Below are 23,191 nucleotides of genomic sequence, written 5' to 3'. Positions count from 1 at the left end.
GCTCGCCGTCAAAATTCTTTGATCTGTTTCAACAGAAAAAGGCCGGCAGCGGGAATTGCCCGCCGCCAGCCGTGGAAGCTTACGCAGCGCGTAAAGCCATCGGCACAAGAATTACTTGAGCTCGACGCTTGCGCCTGCTTCTTCCAATTTTGTCTTCGCTGCTTCAGCGTCTTCCTTGGACATTGCTTCTTTGATGGTCGCCGGAGCGCCGTCAACAGCACCCTTCGCTTCCTTCAGGCCAAGGCCGGTAATTTCACGAACGGCTTTGATGACGTTAACTTTCTTGTCACCAGCGCCTGTGAGCACCAGGTCAAATTCAGTCTGCTCTTCTTCAACAGCAGCTTCACCACCACCTGGGCCAGCCACAACGGCTGCGGCGGCAGAAACACCGAATTTTTCTTCCATCGCTTCGATCAGCTCGACAACTTCCATCACGGTCATGTCGGAGACGGCGTTGATAATATCGTCTTTGGTCAGTGCCATTGTTTCATTCCTAACTTTGCGGGAGTCTCGGTCGCCCGAGGACTCAGGATTCATTGCTCGTATTAGGCAGCTTCACGCTGCCAACAAGTGAAGAGGCTTATGCCGCTTCGTCTTGCTTCTGGTCGCGCAGTGCGGCCAGAGTACGAACCAGCTTGCCAGCAGAGGCTTCTTTCATGACCGACATCAGCTTGGCAATTGCCTCGTCGTAAGTCGGCAGCGTTGCCAGACGGTCGATGTCAGCAGCCGGAATCAGCTCACCTTCGTAGGCCAGCGCTTTTACTTCGAAGTTCTGATCTTGCTTTGCGAACTCTTTGAACAACCGCGCGGCAGCGCCCGGGTTTTCGTTAGAGAAGGCCAGCAGAGTAGGACCAACAAAGCTTTCGTTCAGGCACTCCCACTTCGTGCCCTCCAAAGCGCGGCGAGCCAACGTGTTACGAACAACACGCAACTCTACACCATTCTCACGTGCCTGCTTACGCAGATCGGTCATTTTGCTGACCGCCACACCGCGAGAATCGGCAACTACGACGGAGAGAGCGTCTTTAGCCGCTTCACTGACCTGGGCAACAATCGCTTTCTTGCCTTCAAGTGCTAGTGGCACAGTGATCACTCCTTCGTGCCGAAACCTAAAGTCAGGTCCCGGTGGTTACCATCTCTTCTTGGCCGATAACTGCTGCCAAGAAGCCTAGGGGATGGTGCTCACCAGAAAGCTAGACATTCAACCAACTGGCGGCGACACCATCTGCGCAGGCGTTTTATTCATTAAGCCGGGCTTATGGGCTCGGCACCTGCGGTCTTTGACGGCGCCCCGCCCTGATGTCTCATCTGCGCGGGGACCGCAAAGTTCTTGCTCTGTATAGGCGCACTCGCAAAGAAGTTGCGCCTCTTTTCGATCACGCCTTAAATATAGGCAGTATGATCGACAGTCAGACCTGGCCCCATCGTGGTGGACAGTGTCATTTTCTTAAAGTAGATACCTTTTGAAGTGCTTGGCTTGAGCCTTTTCAGGTCAGCAACGAGCGCATCAAGGTTACCTCTAATAGCGTCGGCATCGAAATCCACCTTACCCACAGTAGTATGGATAATGCCGTTTTTGTCTGTGCGGAAACGCACCTGACCGGCTTTGGCGTTTTTCACGGCGGTCGCCACGTCTGCCGTGACGGTACCCACTTTCGGGTTCGGCATCAGGCCGCGCGGACCCAGAATCTGACCCAGCTGACCCACGACACGCATGGCATCAGGCGAGGCAACGACGACGTCAAAATCCATCACGCCTTTCTTAACCTGCTCAGCCAAATCTTCCATGCCGACGATATCAGCACCGGCTTCTTTCGCCGCATCGGCATTTGCGCCCTGGGTAAAAACCGCTACACGAACGTCTTTACCGGTGCCATTCGGCATTACGGTAGCGCCACGTACAACTTGGTCAGATTTACGCGGATCAACACCCAGGTTGATCGACACATCAACAGACTCTTTAAACTTAACCGTTGACAGCTCGGACAGCAGCGCCACGGCATCTTCTACCGTGTAGGCTTTGTTCGGGTCGATTTTTGCGCGAATTTGCTGAGCGCGTTTAGACAGTTTAGCCATAATCAGAGACCCTCCACGTTTAAGCCCATGCTACGAGCGCTACCGGCAATGGTACGCACAGCGGCATCGAGATCAGCAGCCGTTAGATCCGGCTCTTTAGTCTGGGCGATCTCTTCGAGCTGTTCACGAGTTACCGTACCGACCTTCTTCTTGTTCGGCTCACCAGAACCGGACTTGATGCCCGCTGCTTTCTTCAGCAGCACGGCCGCTGGCGGCGTCTTGGTGACGAAGGTGAAGCTGCGATCCGAATAAACGGTAATCACAACCGGCGTCGGCAGGCCAGGCTCAATATCTTGAGTCTCAGCGTTAAACGTCTTACAGAATTCCATGATGTTCACGCCGTGCTGACCCAGCGCAGGGCCAACGGGCGGACTTGGATTGGCTTTACCTGCAGCAACCTGCAGCTTGATGTAAGCCTGTACTTTCTTGGCCATGTTTTACTCCAATTGGGTGGTAACGCCTTACGGCTCCCCGGTGACAACCAGCCGGCATATAACCGACTCGCGAAATACGATTAATGACTACTTTTTAACGACTATTCTTTCTCAACCTGAGCAAACTCAAGCTCGACAGGCGTTGCGCGACCAAAGATCAGCACGCTCACCTGAAGGCGACTCTTCTCATAGTTAACTTCTTCAACGACACCGTTAAAGTCGGCGAACGGACCATCGACCACTCGAACGGACTGACCCGGCTCGAAAACGGTCTTGGGTCGCGGCTTATCGGTGCCATCTTTCACCCGGCGCAGAATAGCTTCTGCCTCGCGGGTAGTGATCGGCGCAGGCTTCTCTTTAGTACCGCCGATAAAACCCATGACACGCGGCGTTTCATTGACCAAGTGCCATGTATCGTCGGCCATTTCCATCTCGACCAACACGTAGCCAGGATAGAACTTGCGCTCACTCTTGCGGCGCTTGCCGTCACGCATTTCAACCACTTCTTCGGTCGGCACAAGAATTTCGCCAAAGCGATCTTCTTTACCATAAAGCTTCACGCGCTCAAGCAACGAGCGCATGACATGCTTTTCAAAACCGGAGTAGGCGTGTACGACGTACCAACGCTTGGACATGAAAACTCCTAACCAATGACGCCGGACATCGCCCAGCTGAGAAGCGTGTCAATCAACCACAACGCCAAACCAACAATAAAAACAGCCGCCAGCACAATCGCCGTGGTCTGCACTGTCTCGGGACGAGTCGGCCAGACGACACGCTGAATCTCTTTCTTAGCTTCTTGCGCCAAGATAACCAGATTACGCCCTTTCGTGGTGACCAACGCAATCGCGCCGGCAACGATACACAGCACAACCACGCCTAATACGCGATACAAAAGAGCCAAATCGGCAAAATAGGTGTTACCAACAACAGCAACAACCAATAGCGCTACGACCGCTGCCCACTTGAGCCCGTCATGGCGCGACTGTTGTACTTCAGCGCCATGCTTTACAGGACTAGGCTTCATAAAACGAGACTCCTCAGGGTGCAGCGAACGATAAAGGAATTCTTAGAGGGCACACCAACCTGGGGAAGGTTGGCAGGCCAGGAGGGAATCGAACCCCCAACCTGCGGTTTTGGAGACCGCTGCTCTGCCAATTGAGCTACTGGCCTGTATCGTGTTTACGCTGCCTTTAGCATTAATTTGCTTGGCTCTACGCAACAGCGGGCGCCATAGTAGCGAAAACACCTCTACTTGACAACCCTTTTCCTACTTTTAGACATTAAACCACTTTACCTAAAAGCAGAGACAAAAAAAGCGAGCTTCGCTCGCCTTTATCGCAATGTGGAGCTCATGGACGGATTTGAACCGTCGACCTCACCCTTACCAAGGGTGTGCTCTACCCCTGAGCTACATGAGCAACTTGCTGTACAGCCTTGTCATACAAACCACCCACCACACAAAACTGCACATAAACTTATTTGGAGCGGGCAGCGGGGATCGAACCCGCATCATCAGCTTGGAAGGCTGAGGTTCTACCATTGAACTATGCCCGCTGAACCATGGCCGCAAAATATGCCCGCAGAGCTTTTCAAAACCAGACCCGTTACCCGCTCAGCAACTTACGGCTGCTAATCAATAAATCTGGTGGAGGGGGAAGGATTCGAACCTTCGAAGCTTTCGCGGCAGATTTACAGTCTGCTCCCTTTGGCCACTCGGGAACCCCTCCGTCTGTGGCGGCACATTATGCCAGCCTCCAAAGCAGTGTCAAGCGAAGATTGAATTTACATTAAGCAATTAAATCATCAACTTGCTATACAGGACGCACCTGCGCTTCCGCCTTGGAACGCGCTGCATTCTGTCAAAGCAGCATAGAGAATGCAAGCCCTGCCCGTATTTTTTCTAGCGATACCGGTTCGGGCACATTTGGCGCACCCGACATTTTCCCGGCACGCTCGGCAAGCGTTAATGGAAAGCACGCCTCCAGCCCACCATAGACCATATCCGGCCATACCGCGTGCGGCACCTGCACGCCTCGGGATACGACTCGCGCATCGCCACCGGTTAGCAGCATGGGTAGCGCCACGCCTTGTTGGTCGCACACCTCACTGTAGATACGATTGATGGCGCTCACTGCCGCCATGTAAATGCCGTGATTCACCGCCTCGACGGTCCGCCTCCCCGGCTCTAAAAGCTCTTCGGCCTCGCTTTCAGGGTCGATGGCCACGTTGCGAGTACCTAGCTTTAGGCTCTCCTTCATCAAACGCAAGCCGGGGATAATATAGCCGCCCAGGTGACTGCCGCCGGGAAGGACAAAATCCACAGTGATCGCGCTACCGCAATCCACCGCACAGCAACCGCCGACTAATTGATATCCAGCCAGCGCCCCCATCCAGCGATCAACTCCCAGGCGCCCTGGCTCGTCATAGCCATTAACTACGCCGAGCGCTTCCCGCGTTGAACGCGCCACGTAGACATGAGGCACTCGGTGACGCAATAGGTTGACCGTTTCATCGAGCACCGCTGCCCGCGCGACGCTGGAAATACGTACCGACTCCACCACATCCAGGTCGGGAATATCCGCCCCAGGGCGCCACTCTTCACGCGTCCACACAGCCCCGCGTGAGCGAATCTCACTACTTTGCGTCTCTTTGAGACGCCATTTAGACAACGTGTTACCAATATCCAGATCCAGAATCATAAGCGCCTGCGTATGCTGATCTCACCACCGACAAGACGCCGAGACTGTCCTGTTGCTTCTGTTATCCAGAGATTGCCGCTAGCATCTACTTCACCGGCCGTCGCCTCATGCTTTTTCTCGCCCTGAAGCACATAGATAGGCTGATCAGCAAAGGCGTGACGCTGGTTCCATGCCGCCTGCCAAGCGCCAAACCCGCGCGCCTCAAATGTCGCGAGCATATCCAAAAGCCCCGCCACCATATCGGCCGCCAACTGGTTACGCGAAATATGCGGGCAGGTGTCCGCTAAAGCGGCGACCGGCTGATCAATCGCTTCGCGTAGCGCGTCAGGCAGCCAAAGATTCATGCCGATACCGATCACCACCTCACAGGGACCAGCCGCATCACCGGTGACTTCCACTAAAATACCGGCTAGCTTCGCCACCTCATCGTCGCGATTTTTAAGCAGTACATCGTTGGGCCATTTGAGTGCTGGCGCTGCCCCGTGCCGCTCTAACACTTGCGCCACGACCACCCCAACGGCAAGGCTTAACCCTTCAAGCGCAACCACGCCACTTTCAAAGCGCCACCCGACGGAAAGCATCAGGCTTTGCCCCCAAGGGGTCGTCCAGGCGCGCCCACGACGTCCGCGGCCTGCCGTTTGCAGCTCTACCAAACACACTTCACCGTGACCGGCGCCTTGCTGAAAGCGCTCGCGCAGATACGCATTGCTTGAGGGCAGCTGATCTTCGACGAACAGCCGTGATAAATGATGCCGAGCACTTGCCGGCAGATGCGCCACCACGCTCGCGCCGTCTAGCGGCTCTAACCGCTGTGACAGACGGTAGCCGCGACCTTTGACCGCTTCCACCTCAACGCCTAGCGCCTCTAGTCTTTTCAGCTGCTTCCATACGGCCGCGCGAGAGATACCCAGCGCCCCACCTAACTGTTCGCCGGAGTGGACATCGCCATCGCTTAATAAACGCATCAGATTGCCGATGGTCATAGTCTGCCCCACCTGGGAAAAGCCACATCTTACCGGAAGCATTCACGGCGCGAAAACAAACCTGCACCATAATCAAGACAACACTGGCAGTCGACCGCCCCCAGCCCTTATAATGTTGCCCTATTTTTTTAGCAGGATCGCTTCGTGATCGAGAATCTTCGCAACATTGCCATTATCGCCCACGTTGACCATGGTAAAACCACCTTGGTCGACAAATTGTTAAGCCAGTCTGGAACACTCGACCGTAAGGCCGAAGGCCAAGAGCGGATTATGGACTCCAACGACCAGGAGAAAGAGCGTGGCATCACGATCCTGGCCAAAAACACGGCGATTAAGTGGCAAGACCCTAAAGGCACTGACTACCACATCAATATCGTGGATACGCCAGGACACGCCGATTTCGGCGGCGAAGTTGAACGCGTGATGTCCATGGTGGACTCGGTATTATTGCTCGTTGACGCCGTTGACGGCCCAATGCCGCAGACCCGCTTTGTGACGCAAAAAGCCTTCGACCGCGGCTTGAAGCCGATTGTGGTGGTCAACAAAATCGACCGCCCCGGTGCACGCCCTGACTGGGTTATCGACCAAATTTTTGACCTGTTCGATAACCTCGGCGCGTCTGATGAGCAGCTCGATTTCCCGATCATTTATTGTTCGGCGCTCAACGGCATCGCCGGCCCCGATCCCGACGAACTGGCTGACGACATGTCCCCCATGTTTCAGTCGATCGTCGATATCGTTAACGCGCCCAAGGTCGAGAGCGACGGTCCTTTCCAGATGCAAATCTCGGCGCTGGACTACAATAGCTACGTAGGCGTTATCGGCCTAGGCCGCATTTCCCGTGGCAGCGTGAAACCCAATCAGCAAATTGCTGTGGTGTCCAAAGAAGGTCATACCCGCAAAGGCAAAATTGGCCAAGTCATGACCCACATGGGTTTAGATCGGGTCCAAACCGACGAAGCCACCGCGGGCGATATCATCTGCATCACCGGCATCGAAGACCTAGCGATTTCCGATACGCTTTGCGACCCCTCTGCGGTTGAAGCCCTACCGCCGCTGACCGTTGACGAACCCACCGTATCGATGACGTTCCAAGTCAACGACTCGCCGTTCGCCGGTAAAGAAGGCAAGTTCGTTACCAGCCGGAACATTCGAGACCGTCTGGAACAAGAGCTGATTCACAACGTGGCATTGCGGGTTGAGCAGGGCGAAACGCCGGAGAAATTTACCGTTTCCGGACGCGGCGAGCTGCATCTGTCGGTCTTAATCGAGTCCATGCGTCGTGAAGGCTTTGAGTTGGCCGTGGGCCGCCCCGAAGTGATCATTAGAGAAATCGACGGCGAGAAGCAGGAACCCTACGAAGAAGTCATTATCGACTGTGAGGAGCAGCACCAAGGCGCCATCATGGAAGAGCTTGGCTATCGCAAGGGCGAGATGACCAACATGAACCCGGACGGCAAAGGCCGCGTTCGTTTGGACTTCATCATCCCGGCGCGCGGCTTGATTGGTTTCCGCGGCCAGTTCCTCACCTTGACATCGGGTACCGGCATTTTGACCAGCCGCTTTGACCACTACGGCCCGCTGAAGCCAGAGGCCTCTATCGAGCGCCGTAACGGCGTCTTGGTGTCGATGGTCGACGGTAAGGCCCTGGCGTACGCCCTTTTTGCGCTTCAGGAACGCGGCAAGCTGATCATCGATCACGCTACCGAGGTCTACGAAGGCATGCTGATCGGCATTAACAACCGTGCCAACGACATGGTGGTTAACCCGACCAAGGGTAAAAAGCTGGATAACATGCGCTCGACGGGTAACGATGAAAACATCGTGCTGACGCCACCGATTAACTTCACCCTGGAACAGGCCATCGAGTTCCTGGATTCCGACGAGTTAGTCGAAGTCACGCCGAGCCATATTCGTCTACGCAAGAAGCTGCTCAAAGAAAACGAACGCAAACGCTCCAACAAAAAGTAAGCGCTTTTGCAGCGCTGCGTAAATACCGCAGCATAAACGGCGTCGTCGACGCCGGTGCAAACGTCGCCAAGAAGCCCGCTTAATGCGGGCTTTTTTTATGAGCCAGCAATTTTCTCCCGATGATACTCCCGCAGCCATTTGCCAAGCCCTGCCTCTAAACGCAGCCTAAACGCAAAACAGCTAGAAAGCCGCGCGCGAGTCACGCAAAGTAGCGTGCAATACGGGTGTTTTAATCGCTGCTTGGCAAGCACTCATACACCGAATCAACACGGATACTCCTTACATGAGCGGTCACAACGTCTGGACACACAAGGGGACATTTTTACTCGCGGCGGTTGGCTCTGCCGTGGGCTTGGGTAACCTTTGGCGCTTCCCTTACCTTACCGGCGAAAACGGCGGCGGTGCCTTTATCCTGGTTTACGCCTTAACGATTTTTGCCGTGGGCATCCCTATTTTAATCGCGGAAATCATGCTCGGCCGCACGAGCCGTCAAAGCCCAATCATGGGCATGCGCCATCTGACCAAAACCCACCAAACGTCGCGGGCGTGGGAAACCATTGGCTGGCTGGGTGCCGCCTCGGCATTTCTTATTTTGAGCTTTTACTCGGTGGTCGCCGGCTGGTCACTGCACTATACCTGGCAGATGCTCAGCGGCTCGCTCGCCGGCGCCGATGCCGAGACCATCAATGCTGGGTTTAGTCACCTGCTGGCCTCGCCCGGGCTGATGACGCTCTACCACACCCTGTTTATCGCGCTGTCCGCGCTCATTGTCGGCTTGGGGATTCACAAGGGCATTGAAGCGGGCCTGCGCATCATTATGCCGGCGCTTTTTGTCATTTTGCTGGTGGTACTGGGCTATAGCGTTGTCAATGGCGATATCGGCGCGGCAGCGCGCTTTTTGTTTACCTTCAATATTGCCGATTTGAGCCTAGAAGGCTGGTTGCAGGCTATGGGGCAATCCTTCTTCACCTTAAGCTTGGGTATGGGCGCGATCATGGCCTACGGCGCTTACATGTCGAGCGATGCCTCGCTCACCCGCACGGCCCTGTCGGTAGCGTTCGTGGATACTGCCGTTGCCTTGGTGGCCGGGCTTGCCATTTTCGCGCTGGTTTTTGGCGCGGGGCTTGAGACCGGCCAAGGGCCGGGGTTGATGTTTGTCACCCTACCCATGGCATTTGCCGAGATGCCTTTTGGTGCCCTGGTAGGCGGCGTGTTCTTTATCCTGGTGCTGGGTGCCGCCCTTAGCTCGTCTATCTCGTTGATTGAACCGGTGGCCGCTTTTCTGGTCGAGCGCTTTGATCTCACCCGCCCGCAGGCCGTCACCATCATGGTCATTGCCAGCTGGACGCTGGGGCTTCTTACCGTGGTGAGCTTTAATGTGTGGGCGGAAGGCACGATTTTCCACGCGCTCTTTGGCCGCAGCGCCTTTGAGTTTATTGAGCTTTTGACCAATATCTTTATGCCGCTCGGTGGGTTATTGATTGCGTTGTTCGCCGGCTGGGCGTTGACACAAAGCGAAGTGGCCAAAGAACTCGGCGGGCACGATACCTGGTTCCGCGTCTGGCGTTTTCTCGTGCGCTTTATCGCGCCGGCAGCCGTGGCGTTTGTGTTCCTGCGCACCCTGCCGCAAGTGGAAGGCTATTGGATCCCGGCGATTGGCGCTGTCGTTATCGTGGGTGCCTTTGCCGCCGGACGCACCTTTATGGCCAATAGCGCGCGTCCATAATTCTCATCCATACCAATGAGGTCGCATCATGACACCCATTATCGAGGTGCAACAGGTTAACAAAGCGTTTGGCGGCCTGCGGGTGATCAATGACTGCTCGATACAGGTCGCTAAAGGCTCCATCACCGGCATGATTGGCCCAAACGGCGCGGGTAAGTCGACCCTGTTCAACCTAATTGCCGGTGCGCTAATGCCCGATAGCGGCCGCGTTTTGCTCGAAGGCGAAGACATCACTGCACTCAGCCCTGACGCGCGTTTTCATAAGGGCCTGTTGCGCACCTTCCAGATTGCCCATGAGTTCAGCCACATGAGCGCACTGGAAAACCTGATGATGGTGCCCCCCGACCAGCCCGGTGAGACCTTATTTACGACCTGGTTCAAGCCGGGGCGCGTCCGGGCGCACGATGCCGAGGTGCGCCGCCGGGCGCTTGAGGTCATCGACTTCATCGGCCTCTATCACGTGCGCAACGAGCTCGCCGGTAACCTATCCGGCGGTCAGAAAAAGCTTCTTGAGCTTGGCCGCACCATGATGACCGATGCCAAGGTTGTGCTGCTCGACGAGATCGCCGCCGGCGTTAACCGCACGCTTTTGGGTGACTTAATTGGCAATATCAAGCGCCTAAATCAGGAGATGGGCTATACCTTTTTGGTCATCGAGCACGATATGGACATGATCGCGCAGCTATGCGACCCGGTAATCGTGCTGGCCCAAGGTAGCGTGATGATGGAGGGCCACATTGATGACGTTCAGAATAATCCCGAGGTGATAGAAGCGTACTTCGGCGGCAGCGCTGCCTAACGCCAAAAAACCATTCTGCGATACCACTTTGAGACACCACGACCATGCCACTACTTGAAGCACGCGACGTGCACGGCGGTTACGGCAGCATGAACATTCTCAACGGCGTCAACATGACGCTGGAAGCCGATGAAGTCGGGGTGATCGTTGGCCCCAACGGCGCCGGTAAGTCGACCATGCTGAAAGCCATTTTTGGCCAGTTGCACGTCAACCAGGGCGAGATCCTGTTGTTGGGCGAGCCAATTCATAACCTTCCGCCTAACAAACTGGTACAGCGCGGCATGGGGTTTATTCCTCAAGAGAAAAACATCTTCCCCAGCCTCTCTGTGCAGGAGAACCTGGAAATGGGCGCGTTTCTCAAGCCGCACAACGTCAAGCGGATGCTCGCCCAAGTGTATGACTTCTTCCCGCCGCTTTATGAGAAGCGCCGCCAGCCCGCCGGCGAGCTCTCCGGTGGCCAGCGTCAGATGGTCGCCATGGGCCGTGCGCTGATGGCCGAGCCAAGCCTTCTGCTGCTTGACGAGCCGACTGCCGGGCTTTCGCCGCTTTACATGAACGACATTTTCGACCGGGTAAAAGAGATCAATGCTGCCGGGGTGGGCATTTTGATGGTCGAACAAAACGCCAAGCAGGCGCTGGCGATTGCCGATAAGGGCTTTGTCCTCGCCGCCGGTCAAAACCGCTTTACTGATACCGGGGAAGCCTTGCTGGCCGACCCTGAGGTAGCGAAAAGCTTTTTGGGCGGCTAGCCCGAGGGAGAAACGCGTGAACGAACTGGTTTTCTTTATTAATAACGTGGTGGTCGCTGGCAGCGTGTCCGGCTCCATCTACGCCATCGGGGCGGTGGGCGTGACGCTGATCTTCAGCATTATGCGATTCGCCCACTTCGCGCATGCCGATGTGATGACATTCGGCGCTTTGATGGTGCTGCTGCTCTCCACGGCGTTTCCTGCCGCCGGGGCCAGCATCGGCATACCTACTGCGCTTATCATGCTGCCGCTGGCAATGGTGCTTACCGCCGCCCTCGCCGTCGGTATCGATAAGGTATTTTATAAGCCTCTGCGCGCCCATGGCGTCAAACCGATTGTCATGGTCATTGGCTCGCTTGGCGTGACGCTGATTCTGCAGGGCTTGATTCGTCTGTTCGCTGGCACTGGCGGACAAAGCCTGTATGTCGATGATCGCAAAGAGATATTTCGCCTGGCGCTGCCGTTTGAAGATGTGCGTGTGCCGGTGGTAATCACCGAGCCGCAACTCTACCTATTCGTTATTACCCTGGTGGCCGTGATTGCCCTACATCTATTCTTAAACCGCTCGCGGTTGGGCAAAGCCATGCGGGCCATGTCGGATAACCCCGAACTCGCTCAAGCGTCAGGCATCAACACCAATTTAATCGTCGCCGTTACCTGGGTTATTGCCGGGGGGCTCGCGGCCATTGCCGGTACGCTGCTGTCGCTGGATGTCACCTTCAAACCGGATTTGAGCTTCTTTCTGCTACTGCCCATTTTCGCCGCAGCGATTGTCGGCGGGGTCGGCCACCCTTATGGAGCCATTGCCGGCGGTTTCGTGGTGGGTTTTGCCGAATCACTAGCGGTATTCAATTGGAATATTCTCCTGCGCCCCTTCCGCGATAGCTTCCCTGCGTGGCTTGAGCTGCCTACCGACCTCGCGTTCGTCAGCACCGAGTACAAAATTGTGGTGCCATTTTTTATTCTTGTCGCTATCTTGATATGGCGCCCCACCGGGTTGTTCAAAGGTAAGGTGATCTGATGAGCACACAGCCTAAACGAGAAGATCTGGTCGCCGCTCCCTCGCGTTTCCCGCTACGCGAAGTGTTGCTTTTTGCCGCGCTGATGCTCGCCGTTCTGGGGGTCTATGCGGCCATGGGCGCGGCCTACAGCACGCGGATGCTGGTCGAAGCGGCCTGCTACGCCATTTTAGCCCTGGGCTTGACCATTCAATGGGGCTATGGCGGGCAGTTCAACGCCGGTGTGATGGGCTTTGTGGCCTTAGGCGGTTTCTGCGCCATGCTCTTTAGCGTGCCGATCAACGATGCTTTCTGGGGAACTGAGCTGCCCGGCGAGCTCGGACGCGTACTGCTTTACGCCATTGCCGCCACGCTGGTGGTGATAGGCGTCACGCGGTTAGACCGCCTGGGTGTTCCAAAGACGCTGCGCACGGTGATTGCTGTGGTGGTGGGGCTGATCCTCTATCTCGTCGTGATTAGCCTGCTGCGTGAGGTCACCGGCGAGATTGAGTCACGCGCTGGCTTTATCGGGGGTTTTGGCTTACCTGCATGGGTCGGCTGGATCGTCGGTGGGGCGCTCGCCGGCGGTGTGGGTTATTTCATCGGCCATATTTGTTTGGGGCTTCGCAGCGACTATCTCGCCATTGCCACCTTGGGCATTGCTGAGATCATCAAAGCGTTTTTGAAAAACTCTGATTGGTTGACCCGCGGCACCGCCACCGTATCACCGCTGCCGTGGCCAACCCCCGGCCCCTCTGAGGTTGGGTTTACGCTTGCGCGTGCGCTTTACTTGTCGATGACTGCGGTGGTGATTGCCGTGCTCTTCTTTTTGCTCCACCGCGCCTATCACGCGCCATGGGGGCGTATGATCCGCGCCATTCGCGATAACGAAGTCGCCGCAGCGGCCATGGGGAAGGATATCAACCGGCGGCGTTTGGAAATCTTCGTCCTCGGCTGTATTTTGATGGGCCTCGGCGGCGGCATGCTGACATCGTTCAACAGCCTGTTTGACCCTAACGGCTATCTGCCCCTCAACCACACCTTCCTGGTGCTGGTCATGGTGATCCTCGGCGGACCGGGCAACAACCTGGGGACAATTTTCGGCGCGGTGGCTGTGTACATCATCTGGATCATGTCGGGGCCAATGGCGCTTTGGTTGATGCAGCTGATCGTCACGTTTGGTGAAGGCGCCTTCGGCTGGGATGCCCCTAGCAATATGGATAGCCGAGCCTTGCAGGCACGGGTATTGGTGATTGGTGTGTTGATTACCGCAGTGTTGCGCTTCGCGCCCAAAGGGCTGCTACCGGAAAAGATACGCCACCACGATTGAGCCACTTGTGACCGTCTTGGCTATCAGCCACCATCGGCAATGACGCCACGTAAAAAACCGCTCCCCATGCCATGTGTGTGGGAGTGGCATGTGGGAGCGGTTTTTAGTGTGCTAAACGCGGTTAATAACCACGGCGCAGGCCGTAATCAGAGATCGACCAAGCCCTTGCTGACAAAGCTGCCGTCTTCCACCGTCATTTCCACCACAACGCCTGGCACATCGCCGTTGTCATCAAACTCGTGGGTGCCCGAAGCGCCTTCGTAGTTGATCTCAGCGCCTTGAGCGATCAACTCGACGGCCTTTTCCCACTCACCGGGCAAGATCACTTCACCCGGGGCGGTTGCTACACTCCGCAGGGCATCACTCAGGCCTTCGCGCTCGGCGCTGCCGTTTTGTTCAATCGCCAGAGCCACTAGAAACGCCGCATCATACGCCTGGGCGGCAAATACCGCGCTAGGATCAAAACCGGCGTCTTCTGCGGCGGCGTTGAAGATATCGGAGCCCGGCAGGTCAGGGCTACCCGGCCGCGTTGCGATCATACCGTCGAGTACATCGGCACCAATCGCGTCGACCAGGCTATCCCCTACCATGCCGTCTGCGCCGACGTACTGAGTGAACATCCCACTCTCATAAGCCTGGCGCATCACCGTTTGCCCAGAAGTATCGGCATACGCCAGCACCACTAAGGTATCGGCACCGGTCGCCGAAAGGGAACCGAGCTCCGCGCGGTAGTCAGCCCGATTATCTTCGTGGCCGAGGTTATCCGCCACGGTGCCACCACCGGCTTCAAACGCGTCAACGAACGCCTCGGAAAGACCACGGCCATAATCATTATTGACGTAGGTGACAGCGACGAAATCGATGCCTTTATCCAACAAAAGCTTCGCTAGCATTTCGCCCTGAAACGCATCCGAGGGTACGGTGCGAAAGACAAGGTCGTTATCGTCTAGCTCAGAGACCGCTGGCGCCGTCGAGGCGGGCGATACCATCAGCACGCCACCAGGGATGGCGGCGTTGTTGGCCGCCGCAATCGTGGCGCCGGTACACAGCGCGCCCACGATAGCCGTCACCTGCTCGGTGTTCACCATACGGTCAGCGGCGTTCGAGGCTGCCGAGGCGTCAGAGCAGGTCGTATCCCCCGACGGCATGACCAGTTCTTGCCCGTCTAAAATGCCGCCTTGCGCGTTGATTTGCTGCACGGCCAAGCGCGCGCCATCGAAAATCGGCGGGGTTAAGCTTTCAATCCCACCGGTGAAGCCCCCTAAAAACCCCACTTTCACTTCAGCGTTGGCCACCCCCGCTAAGGCCAGCGAAGACACGGCCACGGCGCTGGCGAGTATGCGTTTATTGATCATGTTATTTGGTACTCCCGATAAATGGACCCCTAAATGTCCCGCATTAGGGCTTTATAATAAAAAGACCCACTTACAATTTGGAACCAAACCGGCAAAAATACAAATCACCGCTTTTAACGCTATCGTCTGCCATGCTCACGCGCTATGCCGCCCAGCCAAAGCCCAAGATCGGCATGGCAAGCGCAAACATGGCCAGACAAATCATCACCACAGCGATAACGCTCATCACCGCCCCGGCGCGCAGCATATCCATCACACTGACTTTGCCGCTGCCGAACACCACCGCATTAGGTGGCGTGGCCACGGGCAGCATAAAGGCGCACGAGGCGGCCATCGCCACCGGTATCGCCAGCAGCAACGGGCTCGCATCGAGACTCACCGTGAGCGCGGCGGTCAGCGGTAAAATCGCCGCAGCCGTAGCGCTATTGCTGGTGACGTGACTCATCAACATCACGATCACCACCACCATCAAAATCATCGCCCACGTCGGCCAACTGCCGAACACCGCCAGCCCGTTGGCGACCACAGCCGCAAGCCCTGAGCTTTCAATCGCGGTTCCCAGGCTCAAGCCGCCCCCCACCAACAGCAGCACGCCCCAGGGCAAATTCTTCGCGCTATCCCAATCAAGCAAGAACTGGCGCTGACGCCAGCGCGCCGGCACAACGAAGAGTAGCAGCGCCCCCATCACGGCAATGCCACCGTCGCTGAGCGTTAGCCCTGTCACGTCCTGTAGCAGTGGGCGAGTAATCCACGCCACCGCGACTAACGCAAACACCGCGGCTACCCGCTTTTCGGGGTTGCTCATCTTGCCTAAATCTTCTGACTGCTGGCTCAACATGGCGCTGATACCGTGCAGCGGGGCGTGCGATACCGGAAAAATGCTAAAGGTCAAAAGCCACCAGGCCGCGACCAACATAAGCAGCGCCGGGGGAATGGCGACCAGCATCCACTGGGCGAAACCGATCTGGATGCCGTAGTTATCGCCGATAAACCCGGCCAATAACGCATTGGGCGGCGTGCCGATCAGCGTCCCCATGCCGCCGATATTTGCCGCAAGGGCAATCCCCAGCAGCATACACAGCGAAAGCGCACGCTGTTGCTCGACACTTAGCTCTTCGTCACGTTCCAAAAGCGCCAACACCGACATGCCAATCGGCACCATCAGTGCCGCCGTGGCCGTATTGCTCACCCACATGCTGAGAAAGGCCGTCGCCGCCATAAAGCCCGCCACCAAGTGATCGGGCCGCTTACCCGCCACCGACAGCACACCCAGCGCGATACGCCGGTGCAAATTCCAGCGCTGGATCGCCTCCGCCAGCATAAAGCCGCCCAGAAAGAGAAAAATCAGCGGATTAGCGTAAGGCACCGCCGCCTCGCTGATATCACCCACGCCCAGCAATGGCAGAAGCGCTACCGGCAGCAGCGCGGTAACCGCCATCGGGACCGGCTCCAGAATCCACCACACCGCCATCCATGCCGTCAGCGCGACCACACTCCAGGCGGCAGGCGGCATATCCGCGGGCGCCTCCATCAGCAAAAGCAACACGGCCATAAGCGGCCCTAGAAAGAGCCCTAGCGTCACTTTTGTCCGTGCGACATCCTTCATCCGTCCTCCTCCTGAGCGCGTTCGGCTTGGCGTTTGCGTGCTTTGTTGCGCCGGTAAAGCCGCATAAGCGCAATACCCAGCGCAAATGCCAACATCACGGCTAGCGTCACGCCTTGCCAGGGCCGGGCGGCATCACGTAGCACGGTATCTAAGGTGATGATCACCATCAGCCCAATCGCCTGCGAGCCAATCGCCAGCGCCCGCAACGGATCAAAAGTTGGCTGGGGCATAATGTCTCCGAATGTATGTGATGGCGTGATAGGGTTTGTATCAGCCTCTAGTGTAACGATTATTTAGGATAACCATGAATGCTATCGCCTTAGGCCCTGTGCTGCTGTCTCTACCGCGCCTTTACGCCTTTGCCAGTGCGCTTTTGCTGATCATCGCTGCGCGCTATTTACTCGGCCTACCCAAGCCGGTTTACCAGCGTTGGTTTACCGGGCTAATGATTGCCTGGCTCATTGGCGCCCGCGTGGGGCATATCGCCCTCAACGCCGAGAGCTATGCCGCCGCCCCGTGGGACGCCATAAAGCTCTGGCAGCCGGGGTATCATGGCCTATGGGGCATGCTCGCGGGGCTTATTTGGAGCGCCTGGGCGCTGCGCGAGCGGCTCATCGCGATGGGCGGGGCGATGGCGCTGCTTATCGGCGCCTCCAGCCTGTGGCTGGTGCTCGTCACACTCTCACCGCTTGGCGGTGGCAGCACGGTAACGGCCTTACCTGAGGTCGCGCTAGAAGACCTTGACGGCAACACGGTGCACTTGCCCGCGCTTGCCGATGGCCAGGGCAAAATCATCGTCAACCTATGGGCCACCTGGTGCCCGCCCTGCCTGCGCGAAATGCCGCTGCTTGCCGACGCCGCCGAGCGCGAGGGCATCACCGTCGTCGTCGCCAACCAGGGCGAAGATTTACTCTCCATCACCCGCTACCTCGACGAACAGGAGCTCGACTTCCGCTACGCGCTACGCGACCCGAACCAACAGCTGATGGTGGCATTCGACGCCCCCGGCTTACCCACCACGGTTTTGTTTGACGGCGACGGCCGCGCGCTTTCCCAGCACGTGGGCGAGCTCACCCGCGCGCAGTTGGATCAGTGGCTTAACGAATGAAAACCCGATTAACGCGACAAGCGCTTAATCCCCCAGCCCCTTTGCGTTAGAATCCCCCGCCCCACTAACCGCCGGGCCACCCACTCGGCGGTCGTTGACCCGTTTCTAGCATCCTTTGAGGCACCATGAGCGACTTTTCTCCCGGCCAACGCTGGATCAGCGACGGCGAGGCTGAGCTTGGGCTTGGCACCGTGCTTAACTGCGACACCCGCAGTGTGACGATTTTGTTCAGTGCCAGCCAGGAAACCCGCACCTACAACACCCGCCAGGCACCGCTTACCCGCGTGCAGTTTGGCAGTGGTGACCGCATTCTCTCTGCCGATGGCTGTCAGATGCTTGTCGATGACAGCAAAGAGCATGATGGGCTGATCACTTACATCGGCCAAGACGACAGCGGCGAGGTCCGCGAGCTGCCCGAAGCCAAGCTTGCCGATACCATGCAGTTCGACCAGGCGCGTGATCGCTTACTGACCGGCCAAGTCGACCGCAATGACTGGTTCGATCTGCGCTTTCGCACCCTGCACCACCATCAACGCATCGAACAGCACAGCGCGCTAGGCTTTTCCGGGCCGCGTATCGATTTGATCCCGCATCAGCTTTACATTGCCGATGAAGTTGCCCGCCGCCACGCCCCGCGCGTACTGCTTGCCGACGAGGTCGGCCTGGGCAAAACCATCGAAGCCGGGCTGATTCTTCATCGCCTGCTGCTCGTTGGCCGCGTCGAGCGCGCGCTGATTTTGGTACCGGATAGCCTTACCCACCAGTGGCTGGTGGAGCTTCTGCGCCGCTTCTCGCTTAGCGTCACGTTGCTCGATGAAAGCCAGAGCCAAGCCCACGGCAGCGACAACCCGTTTGGCAGCGGCCAGCTGATTCTCGGCAGCCAAGACTGGCTGTTTGCCAACCCCGCGCGCCAAGAGCAGGCGCTGGCAAGCCGCTTTGATCTATTGATTGTCGATGAAGCGCACCACCTCGACTGGCACGAAGAAGGCAGCGGCGCCGGGTATCAATGCGTGGAGAGCCTTTCGGCCGAAATCGACGGGCTGTTGCTACTCACCGCCACCCCGGAGCAAATGGGCCTAAAAAGCCACTTTGCCCGTCTGCGCCTGCTCGACCCCGAGCGCTACCATGACCTAGAACGCTTTAAACAAGAAGAGCGCCACTACGTCGAGGTCGCCGGCGCCATTGATGCGCTAGACGCCTTGCCCGGCGATACGCAGGCGCGCACCAAAGTGGATGCCGTCGCGGATGATCGCGATAGCCAAGCGCTGCTCGAAACGCTGACCAACCTCGAAGCCAGCGCGGAACAACACGACGCCGCCCGTGTGCAGCTTCGCGATGCCCTGCTCGACCGTCACGGCACCGGGCGGGTGATGTTTCGCAACAGTCGCCGCCACGTGGGCGGCTTCCCCGAGCGGCGTTATCACCCGGTGCCGCTGGCGCTGCCTTCGGCCTATCGCCGCGTGGTGCGCCGCCTGGCGCGCGACGAGGACTACCTCGATGAGCTTCTGATCGAAACCGGTATGGATCACCCGGATGTATTGATCTACCCGGACGCCATGTACCGCGAGCTCTCCAACGACCCGCTCAACGCCGAGGACTGGTGGCACATCGACCCGCGTATCAACTGGTTGCTAGAAAAACTCAGCGACGACAGCGAAAGCGGCTTTGCCAATAAAAAAGGGCTTGAGAAGGTACTGGTGATCGCCCACCACCGCGAAACCGCCGAGGGCATCGCCGAGGGCCTGCGCGTGCTGGGGGGTTACCACGCCCCGGTGTTCCACGAAGACCTCTCGCTGATCGAGCGCGACCGCGCCGCCGCCGCGTTTGCTGACGAAGAGGACGGCTGCCAGGTGCTGGTGTGCTCGGAAATCGGCTCGGAAGGGCGCAACTTCCAGTTCTGCCGCCACCTTGTGATGTTCGACTTGCCCCAGCATCCGGATCAGCTTGAGCAGCGCATTGGCCGGCTCGACCGCATTGGTCAGCAACACGCCATTGAGATTCACGTGCCCACCTTCGAAGGCAGCCCCGGCGAGCGCCTGCTGCGCTGGTACCACGACGGCATGGACGCGTTCAGCGCGCCCCACGGCGTCGGTAGCGACCTGTTCGATGCCTTTGGCGACGCCCTCGCCGATGCGCTGCTCGACGACGAGATGCTCACGGAGATCGTCGAAGAAACTCGCGAAATGTTCTCGGCCAAGCTTGCCGAGCGGGATGCCGGGCGCAACCGCCTGCTCGAACTTAACGCCTGCCGCCCAGCCCGCGCCAAAGCGGTGATCGACGCCGTTAGTGAATTGGACGACGACAAGGCGTTACCGCGCTTTGTCGAGCGCGCGCTGGATATTTTCGGCGTGGATAGCCAAGACTTAGGCGGAGACGTCATGCTGCTCTCGCCCAGCCAGCAAATGCTCGACGGGCTGCCGGGGCTGGCAAAAGGCGAAGAGGGCTTTTCCGCCACTTACCGCCGCGATGTCGCGCTCGCCCGCGACGATATTCAGCGCCTCTCCTGGGAGCACCCGCTGCTGCGCGAGATGATGGGGCGGGTGATCGACGGCACCATGGGTAACAGCGCGCTGGCGCTACTTCGCCACCCGGCCATTCCGAGCGGACGGCTGATGGCGGAACTGGTGTTCCGTACCCACTGCCCGGCGCCGAAACGGCTGCACCTGAACCGCTTTCTACCGCCGACAGCGGTGCGCGTACTGCTCGATGAGTCCGGCGCCAACTTGACCGACAAAATCTCGTTCACCGGGCTTTCCAAGAACGTGCAGAAAGTCAACAAGTCGATGGCGCGGGATTTGATCAAAAGCCGCCACGAGCAGCTGCGCGCGCTTTTAACCCAGGGCGAAGGTGAAGCCGAGCGCGAGCTGCCGAGCATCATCGAAGCCGCAGAAACCCGCATGCGCGCCCAACTCGATAACGAGCTTGCCCGCTTAACGGCACTGGCCGAGCACAACCCGGCGGTACGCGACACGGAAGTTCAAGCGCTAAAAGCCGAGCGAGCCGCTCTTAGCGACGCCATCGAAAACACCCGCCTGCGGTTAGACGCCGTGCGGGTGGTGATTACCGTCGATGCCGAGCGTTAGCGCAGAATCGCGCCCAGCGCCTTGTCGAGCGTCGGGTATTGAAAGGTGAACCCGGCTGCTTCCAAGCGAGCCGGGCGCATATCGGCGCCGGTTAGCAACAGCCGCGACATCTCCCCCAGCATCGCTTTGAGCACAAACGCGGGCACGGGGAATATCACCGGGCGATTGAGCGTTTTGGCCAGCGTCTTGGTGAATTCGGCGTTGGTGACCGGGTGAGGGGCGCTGGCGTTAAACGGCCCGCTTAGGCTTTCCTCCTTGAGCAGGAACACAATCGCCTCGACCAGATCTTCGCGGTGAATCCACGGCATGAATTGCGTGCCATCGCCAAAGCGCCCGCCTAGGCCGAGTTTAAACGGCGGCAGCATTTTCTGCAGGCTGCCGCCACCGGCATCAAGAACCAAGCCAATCCGCAAGATCGCCAAGCGCACACCGAAGGCTTCGACCTCTTTGGCAGCTGCTTCCCACTTGGCACACAAGCGATGGGCAAACTCATCGTTCGTCGGCGTGTCTTCGGTGACGGTATTGTCGCCTTGATCGCCGTAGTAGCCCATAGCGGAGGCCGACACCATGGCCTTGGGCAGCGGCTGGCCGTTATCTTTTAGCTGCTCGCAAAGCACGGTCAGTTGCTGTGTCGCTTTCAGCCGCGATTGGATCAACGCCTCTTTTTGCTCATCGCTCCAACGCTTCGCCGCAATCGACTCGCCGGCCAGGTTCACTAGCACCTCAGGCGGTGAATCAAGAAATGCCTGAGCGCTCTCGCGCACATCACATGCTTTCGGCAACTGGCCGCGCGCCGCATTCGGCGAGCGCGATACCACTTGAGGCTCGTGCCCCTCAGCCACTAACCGCTCACATAGCCGCTGGCCGACAAACCCACTACCACCGGTGATTAGTACACGCATTGAGATCTCCTTGGCCACACCGCGTTGGGCGCCATAGATGATAAAAATAGATGACGAAAATGTCGTACATTTTTATTGAACAATATTTATACCACACTGTTACAATAGGGTGAGTTTATTGAAGGATGTTCGTCATGTCGGCAAACCACTCTCATACAGACCCTCACACTGGCCCTCTCACCGACGCTTCCAGTGTTGCCGTAATTGGCGCCGGCATTGCCGGCCTTGCCTGTACTAACGTCCTGACGCAAGCGGGCCAACGCGTTGCGCTGTTTGATAAAGCGCGTGGGGCGGGTGGGCGCATGTCAAGCAAGCGCCGCCCTGATGCCACGGTGGATCTCGGCGCCCAGGCATTTACCGTCCGCGACGACGACTTTGCCGCGGAAGTCGAGCGCTGGCGCGGCGCCGGCTGTATCGCCGAATGGCCGAACGCTGTTTATCAGGCTAGCCCAAGTGGCTGGCAGCCATATCACGATGGGCAAACGCGCTATACCGGCGCTCCGCGAATGAGCGCGATCACGCGCCACTTAGCCGAGACGCTCACGGCACAAGGCGCCATCCTGTATAGCGCCACACGCATCACAGCGCTAACCAAAACGGCGGATGGCTGGGAGTTAAGCTGCCAAAATGGCGATGTTTTCGGCCCTTATACACAGGTGGTGATCACCGCACCACCGCCGCAAGCCGAGTCGCTGGTACAACCCTGGGATAACACGCTGTCTTCGCTCTGTAAGCACCTGCCCCAGCAAAGCTGTTGGGCGGGTTGGGCGGTATTTGAGACTCCCCTCCCGACGCTGCCCGGCGTTGCGCCCGACTGGCAAATGGCACGCGCCCAGCACCCGGCACTACGGCTTATCTCGCGCAATGCCACCAAACCGGGGCGTGAGACCGAGCCCGAAAGCGTAAGCCTCATCGCCCAGCTCGACTGGAGCGCAGCACACTTGGAAGAACAAAGCGATGCGGTCGCACAGCAGCTATTTGACGCACTAAAAAGCTTATTTCCCGCGCTGTTGGCGTTTCCCAGGGTATCCGACATTGGCGCTCATCGCTGGCGTTACTCTCAGCCCGCCGAGGATGTCGATATGCCGACTGAGGGCTTTGCCATCGGCCGCGATGGCTTGGCGCTTTGTGGCGACAGCTTACGTGGAGGCCGTGTTGAAGACGCCTGGCTTTCAGGCTACACGCTAGCCCAAGCGCTGCTAGAAGAAAGGGGATCCACGGTGTCGCCACGCTGAGCGGTTGTACCCGGGGGCAACAAGTTGTACAAAGGGATCATGTATAATACGTGGTAACATTACGCCAGTTATCGCGTATTACGACAATATTTCACGACGACATATCGTTAAGACAATCAAGAGGCATTCGCGCC

At 57.9% G+C, this 23,191-nt stretch carries 21 protein-coding genes and 4 tRNA genes; 9 read left to right on the top strand and 16 right to left on the bottom strand.

Annotated features, from left to right (window positions below):
* Positions 1 to 111 precede the first annotated feature (111 nt).
* From rplL to HZS81_RS03150, 12 genes are all read right to left on the bottom strand, one after another.
* A complete protein-coding gene (rplL, locus tag HZS81_RS03205; RefSeq protein ID WP_179929122.1) occupies positions 112 to 483 on the bottom strand; it encodes a 50S ribosomal protein L7/L12 in 372 nt (123 codons plus the stop codon).
* 97 nt (positions 484 to 580) lie between these two features.
* Positions 581 to 1,084 (bottom strand): 50S ribosomal protein L10, encoded by a 504-nt coding sequence (gene rplJ, locus HZS81_RS03200; protein WP_179929121.1) that lies wholly within the window; start codon positions 1,082 to 1,084, stop codon positions 581 to 583.
* Positions 1,085 to 1,383: 299 nt separating this feature from the next.
* Positions 1,384 to 2,076, bottom strand: a complete 693-nt coding sequence (gene rplA, locus HZS81_RS03195) for a 50S ribosomal protein L1 (RefSeq protein WP_179929120.1) — start codon at positions 2,074 to 2,076, stop codon at positions 1,384 to 1,386.
* A gap of 2 nt (positions 2,077 to 2,078) precedes the next feature.
* A complete protein-coding gene (gene rplK / locus HZS81_RS03190; protein WP_179929119.1) occupies positions 2,079 to 2,510 on the bottom strand; it encodes a 50S ribosomal protein L11 in 432 nt (143 codons plus the stop codon).
* Positions 2,511 to 2,611: 101 nt separating this feature from the next.
* Positions 2,612 to 3,145: a transcription termination/antitermination protein NusG gene (nusG, locus tag HZS81_RS03185; protein WP_179929118.1), complete on the bottom strand. Its 534-nt coding sequence runs from the start codon at positions 3,143 to 3,145 to the stop codon at positions 2,612 to 2,614.
* Positions 3,146 to 3,153: 8 nt separating this feature from the next.
* The gene (gene secE / locus HZS81_RS03180) at positions 3,154 to 3,537 is read right to left on the bottom strand and encodes a preprotein translocase subunit SecE (RefSeq protein ID WP_179929117.1); all 384 of its coding nucleotides are present in this window, start codon (positions 3,535 to 3,537) and stop codon (positions 3,154 to 3,156) included.
* Between the two features lie 70 nt (positions 3,538 to 3,607).
* A tRNA-Trp gene (locus HZS81_RS03175) sits at positions 3,608 to 3,683 on the bottom strand.
* Between the two features lie 173 nt (positions 3,684 to 3,856).
* Positions 3,857 to 3,931, bottom strand: a tRNA-Thr gene (locus HZS81_RS03170).
* 62 nt (positions 3,932 to 3,993) lie between these two features.
* Positions 3,994 to 4,067 (bottom strand) — tRNA-Gly (locus HZS81_RS03165).
* 89 nt (positions 4,068 to 4,156) lie between these two features.
* Positions 4,157 to 4,240: transfer RNA gene (locus HZS81_RS03160), tRNA-Tyr, on the bottom strand.
* A 132-nt stretch (positions 4,241 to 4,372) separates the two neighbouring features.
* Complete coding sequence (locus HZS81_RS03155) at positions 4,373 to 5,212, bottom strand: type III pantothenate kinase (RefSeq protein ID WP_179929116.1); 840 nt, start codon at positions 5,210 to 5,212, stop codon at positions 4,373 to 4,375.
* The gene (locus tag HZS81_RS03150) at positions 5,209 to 6,195 is read right to left on the bottom strand and encodes a biotin--[acetyl-CoA-carboxylase] ligase (RefSeq protein ID WP_179929115.1); all 987 of its coding nucleotides are present in this window, start codon (positions 6,193 to 6,195) and stop codon (positions 5,209 to 5,211) included. The genes HZS81_RS03155 and HZS81_RS03150 overlap by 4 nt, the downstream gene beginning before the upstream one ends.
* A 144-nt stretch (positions 6,196 to 6,339) precedes the next feature.
* On the opposite strand from HZS81_RS03150, the gene typA reads away from it, so the two are divergent.
* The 6 genes from typA to HZS81_RS03120 all read left to right on the top strand — a co-directional run bounded on the left by typA (position 6,340) and on the right by HZS81_RS03120 (position 13,768).
* Complete coding sequence (typA, locus tag HZS81_RS03145; protein ID WP_179929114.1) at positions 6,340 to 8,166, top strand: translational GTPase TypA; 1,827 nt, start codon at positions 6,340 to 6,342, stop codon at positions 8,164 to 8,166.
* A 283-nt stretch (positions 8,167 to 8,449) separates the two neighbouring features.
* Positions 8,450 to 9,892 carry a sodium-dependent transporter gene (locus tag HZS81_RS03140; RefSeq protein ID WP_179929113.1) on the top strand — a complete coding sequence of 481 codons (1,443 nt, stop codon included), beginning with the start codon at positions 8,450 to 8,452 and terminating at the stop codon, positions 9,890 to 9,892.
* 28 nt (positions 9,893 to 9,920) lie between these two features.
* Positions 9,921 to 10,691 carry an ABC transporter ATP-binding protein gene (locus HZS81_RS03135; RefSeq protein ID WP_179929112.1) on the top strand — a complete coding sequence of 257 codons (771 nt, stop codon included), beginning with the start codon at positions 9,921 to 9,923 and terminating at the stop codon, positions 10,689 to 10,691.
* 44 nt (positions 10,692 to 10,735) lie between these two features.
* Positions 10,736 to 11,440 carry an ABC transporter ATP-binding protein gene (locus tag HZS81_RS03130; protein ID WP_179929111.1) on the top strand — a complete coding sequence of 235 codons (705 nt, stop codon included), beginning with the start codon at positions 10,736 to 10,738 and terminating at the stop codon, positions 11,438 to 11,440.
* A gap of 16 nt (positions 11,441 to 11,456) precedes the next feature.
* Positions 11,457 to 12,461, top strand: a complete 1,005-nt coding sequence (locus HZS81_RS03125) for an ABC transporter permease subunit (protein ID WP_179929110.1) — start codon at positions 11,457 to 11,459, stop codon at positions 12,459 to 12,461.
* On the top strand, positions 12,461 to 13,768 hold the full coding sequence (locus HZS81_RS03120) for a branched-chain amino acid ABC transporter permease (RefSeq protein WP_179929109.1): 1,308 nt from the start codon (positions 12,461 to 12,463) through the stop codon (positions 13,766 to 13,768). The genes HZS81_RS03125 and HZS81_RS03120 overlap by 1 nt, the downstream gene beginning before the upstream one ends.
* 146 nt (positions 13,769 to 13,914) lie before the next feature.
* Here the strand turns inward: HZS81_RS03120 and HZS81_RS03115 are convergent, their stop codons facing one another.
* The 3 genes from HZS81_RS03115 to HZS81_RS03105 form a co-directional block, all read right to left on the bottom strand.
* A complete protein-coding gene (locus tag HZS81_RS03115) occupies positions 13,915 to 15,123 on the bottom strand; it encodes an ABC transporter substrate-binding protein (protein WP_179929108.1) in 1,209 nt (402 codons plus the stop codon).
* Between the two features lie 142 nt (positions 15,124 to 15,265).
* Complete coding sequence (locus HZS81_RS03110; protein ID WP_179929107.1) at positions 15,266 to 16,729, bottom strand: SLC13 family permease; 1,464 nt, start codon at positions 16,727 to 16,729, stop codon at positions 15,266 to 15,268.
* Positions 16,726 to 16,959, bottom strand: coding sequence for a hypothetical protein (locus tag HZS81_RS03105; RefSeq protein ID WP_179929106.1), 234 nt, complete (start codon positions 16,957 to 16,959; stop codon positions 16,726 to 16,728). Before HZS81_RS03105 ends, HZS81_RS03110 begins: the two co-directional genes overlap by 4 nt.
* A 74-nt stretch (positions 16,960 to 17,033) precedes the next feature.
* Here HZS81_RS03105 and HZS81_RS03100 point away from each other — a divergent pair, with 74 nt between their 5' ends.
* Complete coding sequence (locus HZS81_RS03100) at positions 17,034 to 17,837, top strand: redoxin family protein (protein ID WP_179929105.1); 804 nt, start codon at positions 17,034 to 17,036, stop codon at positions 17,835 to 17,837.
* Positions 17,838 to 17,962: 125 nt separating this feature from the next.
* Positions 17,963 to 20,920: an RNA polymerase-associated protein RapA gene (gene rapA / locus HZS81_RS03095; protein WP_179929104.1), complete on the top strand. Its 2,958-nt coding sequence runs from the start codon at positions 17,963 to 17,965 to the stop codon at positions 20,918 to 20,920.
* Here the strand turns inward: rapA and HZS81_RS03090 are convergent.
* Positions 20,917 to 21,822 (bottom strand): TIGR01777 family oxidoreductase, encoded by a 906-nt coding sequence (locus HZS81_RS03090; protein ID WP_179929103.1) that lies wholly within the window; start codon positions 21,820 to 21,822, stop codon positions 20,917 to 20,919. The two genes, rapA and HZS81_RS03090, sit on opposite strands and share 4 nt — an antisense overlap.
* 134 nt (positions 21,823 to 21,956) lie before the next feature.
* Here HZS81_RS03090 and HZS81_RS03085 point away from each other — a divergent pair, with 134 nt between their 5' ends.
* Positions 21,957 to 23,057, top strand: a complete 1,101-nt coding sequence (locus HZS81_RS03085; protein ID WP_179929102.1) for an NAD(P)/FAD-dependent oxidoreductase — start codon at positions 21,957 to 21,959, stop codon at positions 23,055 to 23,057.
* Positions 23,058 to 23,191: the final 134 nt, after the last annotated feature.

The sequence above is a fragment of the Vreelandella salicampi genome, from assembly GCF_013415105.1.
Lineage (GTDB): Bacteria > Pseudomonadota > Gammaproteobacteria > Pseudomonadales > Halomonadaceae > Vreelandella > Vreelandella salicampi.
The sequence above is the reverse complement of the archived record's forward strand: the minus strand, read 5'-3'. Positions and strand labels throughout refer to the sequence as shown.